This window comes from Pseudomonas sp. MBLB4136 (assembly GCF_051904765.1).
Lineage (GTDB): Bacteria > Pseudomonadota > Gammaproteobacteria > Pseudomonadales > Pseudomonadaceae > Aquipseudomonas.
Genome location: NZ_CP196713.1, coordinates 1227875 through 1242666, shown reverse-complemented (window position 1 = coordinate 1242666; position 14792 = coordinate 1227875). Strand labels below are relative to the sequence as shown.

General features: G+C 69.0%; 14 protein-coding genes. 8 read left to right on the top strand and 6 right to left on the bottom strand.

Translation table 11 applies throughout. The features are described from left to right. Nucleotides 1-18: 18 nt before the first annotated feature. From ACSX1D_RS05545 to ACSX1D_RS05525, 5 genes are all read left to right on the top strand, one after another. Entirely contained in the window at nt 19-525 is a 507-nt protein-coding gene (locus ACSX1D_RS05545; protein ID WP_439861328.1) for a DUF1993 domain-containing protein, read from the top strand. Nucleotides 526-751: 226 nt separating this feature from the next. Next, entirely contained in the window at nt 752-1384 is a 633-nt protein-coding gene (locus tag ACSX1D_RS05540; RefSeq protein WP_208708858.1) for a TetR/AcrR family transcriptional regulator, read from the top strand. Nucleotide 1385: 1 nt separating this feature from the next. Continuing rightward, the gene (locus ACSX1D_RS05535) at nt 1386-2342 is read left to right on the top strand and encodes an HlyD family secretion protein (RefSeq protein WP_439861327.1); all 957 of its coding nucleotides are present in this window, start codon (nt 1386-1388) and stop codon (nt 2340-2342) included. Continuing rightward, the gene (locus ACSX1D_RS05530; RefSeq protein WP_439861326.1) at nt 2335-3273 is read left to right on the top strand and encodes an ABC transporter ATP-binding protein; all 939 of its coding nucleotides are present in this window, start codon (nt 2335-2337) and stop codon (nt 3271-3273) included. The genes ACSX1D_RS05535 and ACSX1D_RS05530 overlap by 8 nt, the downstream gene beginning before the upstream one ends. Continuing rightward, nucleotides 3270-4349 carry an ABC transporter permease gene (locus ACSX1D_RS05525; RefSeq protein ID WP_439861325.1) on the top strand — a complete coding sequence of 360 codons (1080 nt, stop codon included), beginning with the start codon at nt 3270-3272 and terminating at the stop codon, nt 4347-4349. Before ACSX1D_RS05530 ends, ACSX1D_RS05525 begins: the two co-directional genes overlap by 4 nt. 86 nt (nt 4350-4435) lie before the next feature. Here the strand turns inward: ACSX1D_RS05525 and ccoM are convergent, their stop codons facing one another. The 4 genes from ccoM to ACSX1D_RS05505 all read right to left on the bottom strand — a co-directional run bounded on the left by ccoM (nt 4436) and on the right by ACSX1D_RS05505 (nt 5813). Then, nucleotides 4436-4552, bottom strand: coding sequence for a cytochrome c oxidase subunit CcoM (gene ccoM / locus ACSX1D_RS05520; RefSeq protein ID WP_305888806.1), 117 nt, complete (start codon nt 4550-4552; stop codon nt 4436-4438). A 153-nt stretch (nt 4553-4705) separates the two neighbouring features. Further along, on the bottom strand, nt 4706-4867 hold the full coding sequence (locus ACSX1D_RS05515; RefSeq protein ID WP_439861324.1) for a hypothetical protein: 162 nt from the start codon (nt 4865-4867) through the stop codon (nt 4706-4708). Continuing rightward, nucleotides 4864-5466 carry an alpha-ketoglutarate-dependent dioxygenase AlkB family protein gene (locus tag ACSX1D_RS05510; RefSeq protein WP_439861323.1) on the bottom strand — a complete coding sequence of 201 codons (603 nt, stop codon included), beginning with the start codon at nt 5464-5466 and terminating at the stop codon, nt 4864-4866. Before ACSX1D_RS05510 ends, ACSX1D_RS05515 begins: the two co-directional genes overlap by 4 nt. Before the next feature lie 50 nt (nt 5467-5516). After that, a complete protein-coding gene (locus tag ACSX1D_RS05505) occupies nt 5517-5813 on the bottom strand; it encodes an aspartate-semialdehyde dehydrogenase (RefSeq protein WP_439861322.1) in 297 nt (98 codons plus the stop codon). 175 nt (nt 5814-5988) lie between these two features. Between ACSX1D_RS05505 and rapA the strand changes: the two genes are divergently transcribed. From rapA to ACSX1D_RS05490, 3 genes are all read left to right on the top strand, one after another. Continuing rightward, on the top strand, nt 5989-8832 hold the full coding sequence (gene rapA / locus ACSX1D_RS05500; protein ID WP_439861321.1) for an RNA polymerase-associated protein RapA: 2844 nt from the start codon (nt 5989-5991) through the stop codon (nt 8830-8832). A 223-nt stretch (nt 8833-9055) separates the two neighbouring features. Beyond that, the gene (locus ACSX1D_RS05495) at nt 9056-11245 is read left to right on the top strand and encodes a putative bifunctional diguanylate cyclase/phosphodiesterase (protein ID WP_439861320.1); all 2190 of its coding nucleotides are present in this window, start codon (nt 9056-9058) and stop codon (nt 11243-11245) included. 80 nt (nt 11246-11325) lie between these two features. Next, entirely contained in the window at nt 11326-13011 is a 1686-nt protein-coding gene (locus tag ACSX1D_RS05490) for a diguanylate cyclase (protein ID WP_439861319.1), read from the top strand. A 10-nt stretch (nt 13012-13021) separates the two neighbouring features. Here ACSX1D_RS05490 and ACSX1D_RS05485 read toward each other — a convergent pair whose 3' ends face one another. Beyond that, a complete protein-coding gene (locus tag ACSX1D_RS05485; protein ID WP_439861318.1) occupies nt 13022-13807 on the bottom strand; it encodes a hydroxypyruvate isomerase family protein in 786 nt (261 codons plus the stop codon). Continuing rightward, the gene (locus ACSX1D_RS05480; protein WP_439861317.1) at nt 13804-14694 is read right to left on the bottom strand and encodes an NAD(P)-dependent oxidoreductase; all 891 of its coding nucleotides are present in this window, start codon (nt 14692-14694) and stop codon (nt 13804-13806) included. The genes ACSX1D_RS05485 and ACSX1D_RS05480 overlap by 4 nt, the downstream gene beginning before the upstream one ends. Nucleotides 14695-14792: the final 98 nt, after the last annotated feature.

The window sequence follows — 14792 nt, the reverse complement described above, 5'->3', positions numbered from 1 at the left end:
ACCTCCCTGGAGAGCTCCATGTCCCTGTCCATGTACCAAGCGTCCATCCCGGTCTTCGTCCGCCAGCTTAACAACCTGTCGACCATTCTCGGCCTCGCCGCGGCCGACGCCGAGGCGCGCAAGTTCGACCCGAGCGTGCTGTTCAACGCGCGCCTGGCGCCCGACATGTTTCCCCTGAGCCGCCAGGTGCAGATCGCCTGCGACGGCGCCAAGGCCGGCGTCGCCCTGCTGGCCGGCGTCGAAGCGCCGAGCCATGCCGACGACGAAACCACCCTGGCCGAGTTGCAGGCGCGCATCGCCAAGACCCTGGAGTTCCTCCAGGCCGTCAGTCCCGAGCAGATCGACGGCAGCGAAGAGCGCACCGTGACCCTCAAGCGCCGCGACAAGGAAACCCACTTCCAGGGCCAGGCCTTCCTCCTCGACCACGTCCTGCCCAACTTCTATTTCCACTACACCACCGCCTACGCCATCCTGCGCCACAACGGCGTCGCGGTCGGCAAGCGCGACTTCCTCGGCACCCGCTGAGTCGTTCCCGGGGGCGCCTAGTCCCCGACTGGGCGTCCCCGGCTAGGCGCCCCCGGCTGGGCGCCCCCCCCGGCTGGACACCTCTGGCGGGGTGCCCAGTCGCCTGCCCTTCCCCTGCCTGATCGTGCCCAAGGCGCGCAGGCTGCCGTTCGGCAGATGACCCGGCCCGTTTGCGGCGTTTAATTAAACTTATATTTAAATAAACGCCGCGACCCCGGAGCCGCGCATGTCCCGCCCCCGCTCACCCGGCCGGCCCAGCGGCGATGCCCCCCAGCAGCGCGAACGCCTGCTCGATGCCGCCGTGGAGGCCTTCGCCCATGCCGGCATCAAGGCCTCCAGCCTGCGCGGCATCGCCGAGCAGGCCGGGGTCACCCCGGCCCTGGTCAACTACTACTTCGGCAACAAGACGCGCCTGGTCGAGGCGATGATCGAGGAGCGCTTCCTGCCGCTAATCCGCGGCGTCGCCAGCGGCCTGCAACAGGCTGGCGACGACCCTCGCGAGCTGGTCGGGCGTTTCGTCCGCGGCATGAGCGAGATGGTGATCGAGCACCCGTGGATTCCGCCGCTGTGGGTGCGCGAGATTCTCTGCGAGGGCGGCATGCTGCGCGAACAGCTGAGCCAACGCATCGCCCCGCTGATCCCCCTGCTGCTGGCCCAGCGCTTCGCCGCCGCCCAGGCCCGCGGCGCCCTCAACCCGGACCTGGACCCGCGCCTGCTGGTGGTCTCGCTGATCGGCCTGACCATGCTGCCCTACGCCGCCGCGCCGTTATGGCGCGGCATCTTCGCCAACCCGCAGATCGGTGACGAGGCGCTGGTCGCCCACACCCTGGCCCTGCTCGAACGCGGGATGGAGGCCTGAAATGCCCAGACTGCTGCCGGGCCTGCTGCTGCTCACCCTCCTCGGCAGCTGCGAGCGCGCGGGCGAGACGGTGCTGCTCGGCACCCTGGAATGGGACCGTATCGGCCTGCCGGCCGAGCTATCGGAACCCGTGCTGCGCTGGCACGTGGCCGAGGGCGAGCGGGTCGCGGCCGGCCAGCTGCTGCTGGAGCTGGACCCGCGGCGCCAGGACGCGCGCATCGCCCAGGCCCGCGCCGAAGTCGCCGGCGCCGAGGCCCGCCTGCGCGAGCTGAGCAATGGCGCGCGGCTGGAGAGCATCGAGGCGGCCCAGGCCAGCCTGGCGCGCAACCGCGCCGCCCAGGTCGATGCCGAACGCAGCTTCCAGCGCAGCGCCACCCTGCACCGGCGCGGCCTGCTCGCCGATGCCGAGCTGGATCGCGCCCGCGCCAGCCGCGACCAGGCCCGCGCGGCCAGCCGTGCGGCCGACGCCCAGCTGCGCGAACTGAGCAACGGCACCCGCCCCGAACAGCTGGAACAGGCCGCCGCGCGCCTGCAGGGCACCCGCGCCAGCCTGGAGCTGCAGCAGCTCGAGGCCCAGCGCCTGCGCCTGCACGCGCCACGCGCCGGCCGGGTCGACGCCCTGCCGTTCAAGCCCGGCGACCAGCCGCCGCGTGGCGCCGAACTGGTCAGCCTGCTGGTCGGCGAGCAGCCCTACGCGCGGGTCTACATCCCCGCCAGCCAGCGCGCGGGCATCGCCCTGGGCGACAGCCTGCAGGTGCGGGTCGAGGGCGTCGCCCAGCCGTTCACCGCCATAGTCGGCAGCATCCGCAGCGAGGCCAGCTTCACCCCCTACTTCGCCCTCAGCGGCGACGACGCCAGCCGCCTGATGTACCGCGCCGAACTGCGCCTGCAGGGCGAGGCGGCACGCCGCCTGCCGGCCGGCCTACCCCTGCGCGCCGAGCGCCAGCACCATGAGTAGCGCCGAAGCGGTGATCCGCTGCAGCGGCCTGAGCAAGCGCTTCGGCACCCTGAGCGCGGTCGACCAGCTCGACCTGGAGGTGCGCCGCGCCGAGGTGTTCGGCTTCCTCGGCCCCAACGGTTCCGGCAAGTCCACCACCATCCGCATGCTCTGCGGCCTGTTGCTGCCCAGCGCCGGGGAGATCGAGGTGCTCGGCTGCCAGATCCCCCGCGACGCCGAGACGCTGAAGCGGCGCATCGGCTACATGACCCAGAAGTTCTCGCTGTACGAGGACCTCAGCGTGCTGGAGAACCTGCAGTTTCTCGCCGCCGTCCAGGGCCTGAGCAAGGCTGCGGCACGGCCGCGCATCGAGCAGCTGCTGGAGCGCTACTGGCTGGCCGACCGCCGCCGGCAGATGGCCGGCACCCTCAGCGGCGGGCAGAAGCAGCGCCTGGCCCTGGCCGGCGCGGTGCTGCACCAGCCCGACTTGCTGCTGCTGGACGAGCCCACCAGCGCGGTCGACCCGCAGTCGCGCCGCGAGTTCTGGGATTCGCTGTTCGAGCTGGCCGAGGCCGGCACCACCCTGCTGGTGTCCACCCACTACATGGACGAGGCCGAGCGCTGTACCCGCCTGGGTATCCTCGACGACGGCCGCCTGGTCGCCGATGGCAGCCCGCGCGAGCTGCTCGACGCCCTGCCAGGCCGGCCGCTGCTGATCCAGTGCGCGCAGCCGCGCCAGGCCCAGCGCGCGCTGCAGGGCTGTCCGCAGGTGCTGGCCATGGCGCAGATCGGCGCCAGCCTGCGGGTGCTGGTGGCCAGCGCCGACGCCCGCGCCGCGGTTGCCGCGCGCCTGGACGACGCGCGGATCGACGCCCGCCTGCAGGAGGCCCCGGCCAACCTCGAGGACGTCTTCGTCAGCGTCACCCAGCAACCCGTGCAGGCACGCCGATGAACCTGCGCCGGCTGAGTGCGATCGTCATCAAGGAGCTGCGCCAGCTGCGCCGCGACCGCCTGACCTTCGCCATGATCGTCGGCATCCCCCTGCTGCAGCTGGTGCTGTTCGGCTATGCCATCAACATGGACGTGCGCGGCATCGACGCCGCCGTGCTGGACCAGGCCGGCACGGCGCGCGCGCGTGAGGTGGTGGCGGAGATCGGCTCCAGCCAGGTGCTCGAGCTGCGCTATCGGGCCCACAGCCCGCAGCAGCTGGACGACCTGCTGCGCCAGGGCAAGATCAGCGCCGCCCTGGTGCTGCCGGCGGATTTCGAGACCCGCCTGCAGCGCCGCGAGCGAGCGCCGCTGCAGCTGCTGGTCGACGGTTCGGACCAGAGTGTGCAGGCCTCGGCCCGGCAACTGGCGGCCTATTCGCTGCCTGGCTGGGACCACCGCCAGGCGGTGGAGGTGGTCAACTTCTACAACCCCGAGCGGCGGGCCGCGCTGAATACGGTGCCGGGGCTGATCGGGGTGATCCTCACCATGACCCTGGTGATGTTCACCGCCATCGCCCTGGTGCGCGAGCGCGAACGCGGCAACCTGGAGATGCTGATCGCCACGCCGCTGTCGCCCTGGGAACTGACCCTGGGCAAGGTCCTGCCGTTCGTCGGCATCGGCCTGATTCAGGTGACGGTGATCCTGCTGGTCGGCGGCCTGTTGTTCGCCGTGCCGGTGCGCGGTTCGCTGCTGCAGCTGTACGGCGCCGCCTTGCTGTTTATCGTCGCCAGCCTGGCCCTCGGGGTGTTCCTCTCGACCCTGGCGCGCACCCAGTTCCAGGCCATGCAGATGGCCTTCTTCACCTTCCTGCCGCAGATCCTGCTGTCCGGCTTCATGTTCCCCTTCGCCGGCATGCCCCGGGCCGCCCAGTGGTTCGCCGAGCTGCTGCCGCTGACCCACTTCCTGCGCCTGGCGCGCGGCATCATGCTGCGCAGCGCCGGCCTGCTGGAACTCTGGCCGGAAATGCTGGCGCTGCTGGCATTCACCGTGCTGATGCTGGGCGTCGCGGTGCTGCGGGTCAGCAAGCGCCTCGACTAGCGGAAGAGCCGGCATTGCCCGGCAACAAAAAAAGGGCGACCTGAGTCGCCCGAATTGCCTTGCGTGCCTGTGCCCCTTCGGCGCAACTAGCCCTGCTTGCGCCCGTGCGAATCCTTCCAGATGAAATAACCGACGCCGGCGAAGAAGGCCAGCATCAGGCCGACGGTGCCGACTCCGGCGAGAACTACCACATCGATGAACATGCTGGCCTCCTGTCTTGGCCTGTCGCGATGACGGCAAGTTAGCAGGGGCAGCAGGGCGATCCTTGATCCAGGTCAAGGGCCCGTGAGGCGGGATAACAACAGGCGGGGAAAAGCTGATCCAGATCAACGGATCGGCTTGGCTGACGCGGCGCCTCAGCGCTTCTTCGGCTTGCCCTTGGCCTTCTTCCTGGCCTTGGCCAAGGGCAGCACCTGCTCGAACTTGTGGCGCATCTCGTCGAGGCGCTTGTCGTGCAGGTCATGGATGCGCTTGTCGCGCTCGGCGCTGAAATCGATCAGGTTTTCGTCTTTGCTCATGCGGGCGACCGGATTAGGCGAAAGGTCAGGTTCAGACGCGGCGCGCTGGGCCGGCGCGTCTTCGCCACTTGATGCTGCCAATAATGCTGCGTCGGGCCGGCCATGACCAGTAGCGATCCGTGGCCCAGCTCCAGGGAGTGCTCGATGCGCGAGCCCCCCTTGCGGCGCAGGTCGAAGCGCCGGGTGCCGCCCAGGTTGAGCGAGACGATCAACGGGTTGGCGCCCAGTTCCGCCTCGTCGTCGCTGTGCCAGCCCATGGAGTCGTGGCCATCACGGTAGTAGTTGAGCAGCGCGCCATTGAGCGGCTGCCCCACCGCCGCCTCCAGGCGCTGGCGGATATGCGCCAGCAAGGGCGTCCAAGGCAGCGGTCGGTGGATCAGGCCGGAATAGCGGTAGCTCGCCTCGGCATCGCCGTACCAGGCCACCAGGCGCGGCACCGGGTGCAGGCGCCCGTAGAGACGCAGCTGCGGCTGCTGCCAGGGCGTCTCCTGCAGCAGCTGGCCCAGCCAGCTGTCGGCCGTCGGCGCATCGAGCCAGCCCGGCTGGAAGTCCAGCTGGGCATCGGGCAACTGCAACGGGGTATCGGGGAACAGGCTCACTGGTGATTCGTCGGTAAAAGCGGCGGGTGGATGCCGGCATTGTGCGCGGCTCAGACCTCCACATCCACCCACAGGCCCTGGCGCGGCAGCTCGTCGAGCAGTGGCGCATCCTCCTGCTCCACCTCGCCCTCGGCCAGCTCTTCGGCGCTGTAGCCGCGCCGCTGGCGTCGGCGCTGCTCTTCGCGCAGCAGCTCGGCGGCCTCCTGCGGGTGGCGCTTGTCCAGGCTGACGCCGCTTTCCTTGGCCCCCTCGGCCGCCGGCGTCACCGGCGGCACCTCGGGCTTGGGCTTGATCACGTCCTGCTGCACCGTGACCGGTGCCAGACTGTGGGGGATGGGGGGTAGCACGTTATTACGCCCTCCTTTGGTCAGGCTGTCGGCCAGCTGCACGCCGACTTGAGAGCAGCCTAACTACACTTTCGACTCGGGCGACGCCGTTAAGTGCCTGGCAGGTGTATTGCGCCTTTGGCCTGGGCCCGACGTTCCGTTACCATAGCCGGCTTTTTTACGCGGGGAGACAGGCATGGCGCAATACGAACCGGGGCAACGCTGGATCAGTGACAGCGAAGCGGAGCTGGGCTTGGGAACCATCCTGATGCAGGACGGCCGCATGCTCACCGTGCTCTACCCGGCCACTGGCGAGACCCGCCAGTACGCTGCGCGCAATGCCCCGCTGACCCGCGTGCGCTTCGCCCCGGGCGACGAGATCACCCATTTCGAGGGCTGGAAGCTGACCGTGCAGGAGGTCGAGGACATCGATGGCCTGCTGGTCTACCACGGCCTCAACGGCCAGCACGAAAGCATCAGCCTGCCGGAAACCCAGCTGTCGAACTTCATCCAGTTCCGCCTGGCCAGCGACCGCCTGTTCGCCGGCCAGATCGACCCGCTGCCCTGGTTCGCCCTGCGCTACCGCACCCTGGAGTTCACCAGCCGCCAGCTGCAGTCACCGCTCTGGGGCCTGGGCGGCGCCCGCGCGCAACCCATCGCCCACCAGCTGCACATCGCCCGTGAAGTGGCCGACCGCATCGCCCCGCGGGTGCTGCTGGCCGACGAAGTGGGCCTGGGCAAGACCATCGAGGCCGGCCTGGTGATCCATCGCCAGCTGCTCACCGGCCGCGCCAGCCGGGTGCTGATCCTGGTGCCGGAGAACCTCCAGCACCAGTGGCTGGTGGAGATGCGCCGGCGCTTCAACCTCGAGGTGGCGCTGTTCGACGCCGAGCGTTTCATCGAGAGCGACGCCAGCAACCCCTTCGAGGACGCCCAGCTGGCCCTGGTCGCCCTCGAGTGGCTGCGCGAGGACGAGCGCGCCCAGGATGCCTTGTTCGCCGCCGGCTGGGACCTGCTGGTGGTCGACGAGGCCCACCACCTGGTCTGGCATCCGGAGCATGCCAGCCCGGAATACGCCCTCGTCGAGCAGCTGGCCGGCGTCATCCCCGGCGTGCTGCTGCTCACCGCGACTCCCGAACAGCTCGGCCAGGACAGCCACTTCGCCCGCCTGCGCCTGCTCGACCCGCACCGTTTCCATGATCTGGAGGCCTTCCGCGCCGAGAGCGCCCATTACCGTCCGGTCGCCGAGGCGGTGCAGGAGCTGCTGGACAAGGGCCAGCTGTCGACCACCGCACACCGCACCATCCACGACTTCCTCGGCATGGAGGGCGAAGGCCTGCTCGCCGCGGTCAACGATGGCGACCAGGAAGCCGCGGCGCGCCTGGTGCGCGAACTGCTCGACCGCCACGGCACCGGCCGCCTGCTGTTCCGCAACACCCGCGCGGCGGTGCAGGGCTTCCCCGAGCGCGAGCTGCACCCCTACCCGCTGCCGAGCCCGGACGAGTACATGGAGCTGCCGATCGGCGAGCACCCTGACCTCTACCCCGAGGTCAGCTTCCAGGCCCAACCCGAGGTCGACGACGAGCAGCGCTGGTGGCACTTCGACCCACGGGTCGAGTGGCTGATCGACACCCTGAAGATGCTCAAGAAGTTCAAGGTCCTGGTGATCTGCGCCCACGCCGAGACCGCCATGGACCTGGAGCACGCCCTGCGCGTGCGCAAGGGCATTCCCGCCACGGTGTTCCATGAGGGCATGAGCATCCTCGAGCGCGACCGCGCCGCCGCCTACTTCGCCGACGAGGAATTCGGCGCCCAGGTGCTGATCTGTTCGGAAATCGGCAGCGAGGGTCGCAACTTCCAGTTCGCCCACCACCTGGTGCTGTTCGACCTGCCGGCCCACCCCGACCTGCTCGAGCAGCGCATCGGCCGCCTCGACCGCATCGGCCAGAAGCACCGCATCCAGTTGCACGTGCCCTACCTGGAAAACAGTCCGCAGGAACGCCTGTTCCAGTGGTACCACCAGGGCCTCAACGCCTTCCTCGCCACCTGCCCCACCGGCAACGCCCTGCAGCACCAGTTCGGCGCCCGCCTGCTGCCGCTGCTCGAAGGCGGCGACGACGAGCAGTGGCAGCGCCTGGTGGACGAAGCCAAGGCGGAGCGCCTGCGCCTGGAGAGCGAGCTGCACGCCGGTCGCGACCGCCTGCTGGAGCTCAACTCCGGCGGTGCCGGCGAGGGCGAGGCGCTGGTCGAGGCGATCCTCGAGCAGGACGACCAGTTCGCCCTGCCGATCTACATGGAAGCGCTGTTCGACGCCTTCGGCATCGACAGCGAGGACCACTCGGAGAACGCCCTGATCCTGCGCCCCAGCGAGAAGATGCTGGACGCCAGCTTCCCCCTGGGCAGCGACGAGGGAGTCACCATCACCTACGACCGCAACCAGGCCCTGGCCCGCGAGGACATGCAGTTCCTCACCTGGGAACACCCCATGGTGCAGGGCGGTATGGACCTGGTGCGTTCCGGCTCCATGGGCAACACCGGCGTGGCGCTGATCAAGAACAAGGCGCTCAAGCCCGGCACCGTGCTGCTGGAGCTCCTGTACGTCAGCGAGGTGGTGGCGCCGCGCACCCTGCAGCTCGGCCGCTACCTGCCGCCGGCGGCGCTGCGCTGCCTGCTCGACGCCAACGGTAACGACCTGGCCAGCAAGGTCGCCTTCGAGACCCTCAACGACCAGCTGGAAAGCGTGCCGCGGGCCAGCGCCAACAAGTTCGTCCAGGCCCAGCGCGATGCCCTGAGCCCGCTGATCAACGCCGGCGAGGACAAGATCGCCCCGCGCCACGCCGAGCGGGTCGCCGAGGCCAAGCGTCGCCTGGCCGCCGAGGTCGACGAGGAACTGGCGCGCCTGAGCGCCCTGCAGGCGGTCAACCCGAGCGTGCGCGACGACGAGCTGAACGCCCTGCGCCAGCAGCGCGAGCAGGGCCTGGCCATGCTCGACAAGGCGGCCCTGCGCCTGGAGGCGATCCGCGTACTGGTGGCCGGCTAAACGCCCCGTCCCTCGACGCGACAGGCCCGCATATGCGGGCCTGTCGCGTTTCTGCGGTGCAGCGCCGGCCGCCGAGGGCCAGACTCTTGGATCGAATGGCGATAAGCCTGATCGCCAAAAAGTCACGACCATCGCCCCAACCCCCCTTGTCGGACAAGGGCCCTCACTATACTGACGGCATAACGCGACCCCCCATCGACAGGTGTAAGGGAGAGAGCACGCTATGGACTGGCTATACCTGCGATTGACCTCTGACATCCCCCACGGCGGCCAGCTGATCCTCGAATCCACTCACAACCCCTGGCTGGTGGCGCTGGCCTGCCTGGTGGCCGCCGCTGCCGGCTACGCCGCCCTGGACATGGCCGAACGCGCCCGCGGCTGCCAGCGTCCAGGCACCCGCAGCCTGTGGTGCTGGATGGGCGCCCTGGGCCTGGCCGGCGGCGCCTGGTCGTTGCACTTCATCGCCATGCTGGCCCTGCAGGCACCGATTGCCATTCGCTACGACCTGCCGGTCACCCTCCTCGCGCTGCTGGCCGCCTTCGTTCCGGCCCTGCTGGCGATGCACCTGCTCGACCAGCGCCAACTGGGCGCGCGGCAATGCGCGCTCGCCGCCCTATGCATTGGCCTGGGCATCAGCGCCAGCCATTACGGCGGCATGAACGCCATACGCTCGGCCGCCACCCTGTACTTCCAGCCCTGGCTGCTGGCCCTGGCAGTGGCGCTGACCCTGGCCTGCAGTTTCGCCGCGCTGCTGCTCAACCGGCATGCGCGCCAGCTGCGTGGCAAGCGGCGCGCGCTCTGCCAGGGTGCCGCCGGGGCGCTACTGGGCCTGGCCATGGTATCGATGCATTTCCTCGGCATGGCCTCGCTGAGCCTGGCGGTGCCACTGGGCACCGCCCTGCACCAGCAGGGCGCCGCCAATGCCCTGCAACTGGCCCTGACCGTCGGCAGCGTGGCCCTGCTGAGTATCGGCGCCAGCCTGGCCGCGACCTGGGCCGACCGCAAGCAGGAGCACAAGGAGCGCGAACAGTTGCAGGTCAGCTCGCTGCTGACCCAGCTCGACCACGCGCGCGCCTCGCTGCAACAGGTCGCCCAGTTCGACAGCCTGACCGACCTGCTCAATCGCCAGGGCCTGGAGGAGGCCTTCGCCGAGAAGATCCTGGAACATCGGCAGCGGGGCACGCCGCTGGCGGTGATGTTCCTCGACATCGATCACTTCAAGAGGATCAACGACAGCCTCGGCCATGCCGCCGGCGACGAGATGCTCAGGGTGTTCGCCGAACGCATCCGCGGCGTGCTGCGCGGCAACGACGTGATCGCCCGCTTCGGCGGCGACGAGTTCTGCCTGATCGCCAGCCTGATCGACAACGAAGAAGCGCGACACCTGGCGCAGCGGGTGATGCAGCGCATCAAGGAGCCGGTGGTCCTGGCCGGACGCAGCATGGTGATGAGCACCAGCATCGGCATCAGCCTGTTCCCCAAGGACGGGGAAAGCTGCGAGGAGCTGCTCAAGCACGCGGACCTGGCCCTCTATCAATCCAAGGGCAGCGGCCGCAACAACGCCCAGTTCTTCAGCGCGCCACTGAAGATCAAGGCCAGCTTCGAGCTGCAACTGGAAGAGCAACTGCGCACCGCACTGCAACGCGACCAGGGCCTGCTGCTGTACTACCAGCCGATCCTCGACCTGCACAGCGGCCAGGTGAGCAAGCTGGAGGCGCTGGTACGCTGGCAGCACCCGGAGCACGGCCTGCTGACCCCGGACCGTTTCGTCGGCATCGCCGAAGCCAATGGTTTCATCGGCGAACTCGACGCCTGGGTGTTGCTGCGCGCCTGCCGCGACCTCTGCCTGCTGGGCGATACCGGCTACCCGCAGCTGCGCGTCGCGGTGAACTGCTCGGCGCTGAACCTGGGCCGGGAGGAACTGCTCCATGAAGTGCGCGAAGCCCTGGGCAGCTCCGGGGTCGCTGCACATCGCCTGGAGCTGGAGGTGACCGAGAACGCCCTGATGGGCAACATCAACCGGGCCGTCGCCCTGCTGCAGCAGATCCGCGAGTTGGGCGTAAGCCTGTCGATCGATGATTTCGGCACCGGCTACTCCTCCTTGGCCTACCTCAAGCGCCTGCCCCTCGACACCCTGAAGATCGACCGTTCCTTCATTCAGGACGTGCCCGCCTCACACCAGGACATGGAGATCATCCAGGCGGTCATCGCCATGGCCCACACCCTGCACCTGAAAGTCGTCGCAGAAGGGGTGGAGACCGCGCAACAGCTGGCCTTCCTCCAGGAACATGGTTGCGACTACCTGCAAGGCTACCTGCTCAGCCGGCCATTGCCGCTGTTGCAGCTGCTGGATTTCCTGCGCCAGCAGCCAACCGCGGGCGAGTCCCTGCCCCTGCTGTCGCGCTGTCGCTGAACGCCGGCCGGTTGACGCCACGGTGTTCGCTGTCCATCGTCATAGCAGGCAACAACACGCCAGACCTGCGACGGGCCTTCATGTCAGTACCCATTGCCAGCCAAGCTGCCACCCCGCCCTCGGCACCTGCCGCCGGCCGCTCGCTGTGGCTGGCCAGCGGCCTGTTCATCGCCCAGTTGCTCTGGCCGGTCGAATCGCTGGCGGCGGAAAAACTGCGCCTGCAACTGCGTTGGCTGCACCAGTTCCAGTTCGCCGGTTACTACATGGCCCTGGAGAAAGGCTTCTACCGCGAGGCCGGACTGGATGTGCAGATACTCCCGGGTGGCCCCCAGGCCGCCAGGCCGATAAGCGCCCTGCTGGCCGGCGAAGTCGATTTCGCCATCGCCAATAGCGGCCTGGTCATCGCCCGCCTGCGCGGCAAGCCGGTGGTGGCGCTGGCGGCGATCATGCAGTCCTCGCCGGTGGTGTGGATCGTCCGCGCCGACTCGAACATCTACTCCCCCCAGGACCTGGCCGGAAAGCGGGCGATGCTGCTCGACGCACCGGAAAGCGCCGAGTTGCGCCTCACCCTGCTGCGCGAAGGCCTCGACCTCGACCGCCTGCAAGTCAGCCCCCCCAGTTTCGATCCCCAGGACCTGGTCGACGGCCACACCGACGCCTACAACGGCTACACCTCCAACGAGCCGTTCTGGCTACAACAGCGGCAGATCCCCTATCGCCTGATCAACCCGCGCGAATACGGCGTCAACTTCTACAACGATGTGCTGACCACCCGTGAGGCGTTGCTTGAGCAGCGCCCCGAGCAGGTCGAAGCCTTCGTCAACGCCAGCCTCCAGGGCTGGCAATACGCCCTGGACAACATCGAGGAAAGCATCCTGCTGATCCAGCAGCGCTATGCGCCGGAAAAGACCATGGAGCACCTGCGCTTCGAGGCCAAGGAACTGAAGAAGCTGATCATGCCGGAGCTGGTTCAGCTCGGCCACATGAACCCCGGACGCTGGCAGGCGATCGCCGACAGCTATGTGGAACTCGGCATGGCCGAGGATTCGAGCGATCTCGACGGCTTCCTCTACCAGGGCATGACACAGCCCGATCACCGCCTGCTCTACCAGGTCATCGCCGGCGCCGCGCTGGCCCTGCTGCTGATGGCCATCGTCGCCCTGCGCTTCGCCCGCCTGTCCCGGCGCCTGCGCCAGGAGATTAGTCGACGCAAGCAGGCCGAACAGGATCTGCGCGACAGCAACCTGCAACTCGAGCGCGTGGCCAACACCGATCCCCTCACCGGACTGTGGACCCGACTGAAACTGGAGGAAGTGGCGCACAACGAGATCAAGCGCGCCGAGCGCTATGGGCTGCCGCTCAGCCTGCTGTTCTTCGACATCGATCACTTCAAGGTGGTCAACGACCAGCATGGCCACGATGCCGGCGACCGGGTCCTGCGCGCCGTGGCCCAGCGCGTCCAGGCGCAGCTGCGCGAATCCGACTGCCTGTGCCGCTGGGGCGGCGAGGAATTCGTCATCCTCATGCCGCATATCGATCTCGAGCATGCCGCGGTGATCGCGGAAAAACTGCGCATCCTGATCTCCAACGAGCCGACCGCCGCCCAGATCAGCGTTACCGCCAGCTTTGGCGTGGCCCAGTGGCAACCCGGACAGAGCCTGCGCGAGCTGGTGAAATGCGCCGACCAGGTGCTCTACCGGGCCAAGCAGCGCGGGCGCAATCGCATCGAGTGCTACGCCCCCGCCGTCGTGCCGCCGCCGGGCTGAGACTCCAGCCTCAGGCGTCCGCGCGCCATCTCGCCAGCCAATCCAGGCCGGCCCGGGTGCCCGCCGCCCCGGGTTTGTATTCGGCCCCCAGCCAACCGCGATAACCGCTGCGCCGCAGCGCCGCCAGCGCCGGGCTGAAGTCCAGGCTGCCGCTGCCGGGCGCCCCACGGCCGGGACAGTCGGCGAACTGCACATGGCCGATACGCCCGGCCAGCAGCTCGATTCCCGCAACCGGGTCGAGCCCCTGCCGGGCCATGTGATAGAGGTCGTACTGGGCCAGGCAGTTGGGGTGATCGACCGCGCGCAGCAGCTCGTCCAGCTGCTGTGGCGTGTTGATCAGGAAGCCGGGCATGTCCAGCGGGTTGATCGCCTCCACCAGCACCCGGATGCCCAGCAGCTCAAAGGCCTCGGCCGCCAGGCGCAGGTTATCGCTCAGGATGACCAACGCCTGCTCCCGGCTGACGCCTTCGGCCAGCCGTCCCGGCAGCACATTGACGCAGGCCGGGCGCACCATCGCCGCGTAGCTCAGGGCCTCCTGCAGCGCCGCGGCGAACGCCTTGCGGCGCGCTGGCACGCCCGCCAGGCCGGCGCCACCGCTCATCAGGTCACCGGCCGGCAGGTTGATCAGCACCAGCGGCAGGCCCGCCGCCGCCAGGGCCTCCTTCAGGCGAATCGCCGGAACCTCGTAGGGAAACTGGATCTCCACGCCATCGAAACCGGCCGCCGCGGCGGCGACGACTCGCTCGATCAGCGGCACCTCGGCGAACAGCAGCGACAGGTTGGCGGAGATCTTCATGCCTGGCCCTCGCGGTACAGCTCGACCAGGGTCGCCGGATCGTTCTCCAGGTTGCCCTGGCTGCCATGCAGGCGCATCAGCTGCGCCGCCAGGCCGCTGAGCGGGGTCGCCGAGCCGATCTCGCGGGACAGCTTGACCGCGGTATCCAGGTCCTTGAGCAGGGTGCGCACATGCCACTTGACCGGCGCGAACTGGCTGCTGGCCATCTGCGGGGCGAGAATCTGCAGCGGCTTGGAGTCGGCGAACCCGCCGGCCAGCGCCGGGGCCAGCAGCCCGGCGTCGACCCCGGCGCGCTCGGCCAGGGCCACCACCTCGGCGATCACCAGGGCATTGCAGGCCACGATCATCTGGTTGCACACCTTGCTCACCTGGCCGGCGCCGACCGCGCCCATGTGGGTGAGACGCTGGCCCAGGTGGGCGAGGATCGGCCGCACCCGCTCGACATCCTCCGCCCGCCCGCCGGCCATGATCGCCAGGCTGCCGGCTTCGGCGCCGGCGGTGCCGCCCGACACCGGCGCGTCGACCCAGCGCATGCCGCAGCGCTGCAGCAGTTCGGCGGCCAACTCGCGGGTCGCCGCCGGCTCCAGGCTGGACATGTCCAGCAGCACCTGTCCGGGCTTGCCGCCCTCGACGATGCCGCCGGGGCCGAACACCACCTCGCGCACCACCTCGGTATTGGCCAGGCAGAGCAGCACCACCTCGGCATCGGCACACAGATCGGCCGGCGTCGAGGCGCGGCGTGCGCCCAGCTGCAGCAGCGGCACGCACTTGTCCGGCGAACGGTTCCAGACGCTCAGCGGATAGCCGGCGGCGAGCAGCCGGCGGGTCATCGGCAGGCCCATCAGGCCGATGCCGGCGAAGGCGATCGAAGGCAACGCAGCGGTCATGTGGCAAATTCCCCAAATCAACGGAAGGCCCATCTTAACGGTCGGCGCCGCCAATGAAAGCTGCGCAAATGCGCCCATGTCCCTATAATCCGCACCCC

What these genes read in the sequence shown, in the direction of transcription:
- ACSX1D_RS05545 (WP_439861328.1), top strand. Translation starts at nt 19, where the DNA reads ATGTCCCTGTCCATGTACCAAGCGTCCATCCCGGTCTTCGTCCGCCAG.
- ACSX1D_RS05540 (WP_208708858.1), top strand. Translation starts at nt 752, where the DNA reads ATGTCCCGCCCCCGCTCACCCGGCCGGCCCAGCGGCGATGCCCCCCAG.
- ACSX1D_RS05535 (WP_439861327.1), top strand. Translation starts at nt 1,386, where the DNA reads ATGCCCAGACTGCTGCCGGGCCTGCTGCTGCTCACCCTCCTCGGCAGC.
- ACSX1D_RS05530 (WP_439861326.1), top strand. Translation starts at nt 2,335, where the DNA reads ATGAGTAGCGCCGAAGCGGTGATCCGCTGCAGCGGCCTGAGCAAGCGC.
- ACSX1D_RS05525 (WP_439861325.1), top strand. Translation starts at nt 3,270, where the DNA reads ATGAACCTGCGCCGGCTGAGTGCGATCGTCATCAAGGAGCTGCGCCAG.
- ccoM (WP_305888806.1), bottom strand. Translation starts at nt 4,552, where the DNA reads ATGTTCATCGATGTGGTAGTTCTCGCCGGAGTCGGCACCGTCGGCCTG.
- ACSX1D_RS05515 (WP_439861324.1), bottom strand. Translation starts at nt 4,867, where the DNA reads ATGAGCAAAGACGAAAACCTGATCGATTTCAGCGCCGAGCGCGACAAG.
- rapA (WP_439861321.1), top strand. Translation starts at nt 5,989, where the DNA reads ATGGCGCAATACGAACCGGGGCAACGCTGGATCAGTGACAGCGAAGCG.
- ACSX1D_RS05495 (WP_439861320.1), top strand. Translation starts at nt 9,056, where the DNA reads ATGGACTGGCTATACCTGCGATTGACCTCTGACATCCCCCACGGCGGC.
- ACSX1D_RS05490 (WP_439861319.1), top strand. Translation starts at nt 11,326, where the DNA reads ATGTCAGTACCCATTGCCAGCCAAGCTGCCACCCCGCCCTCGGCACCT.
- ACSX1D_RS05485 (WP_439861318.1), bottom strand. Translation starts at nt 13,807, where the DNA reads ATGAAGATCTCCGCCAACCTGTCGCTGCTGTTCGCCGAGGTGCCGCTG.
- ACSX1D_RS05480 (WP_439861317.1), bottom strand. Translation starts at nt 14,694, where the DNA reads ATGACCGCTGCGTTGCCTTCGATCGCCTTCGCCGGCATCGGCCTGATG.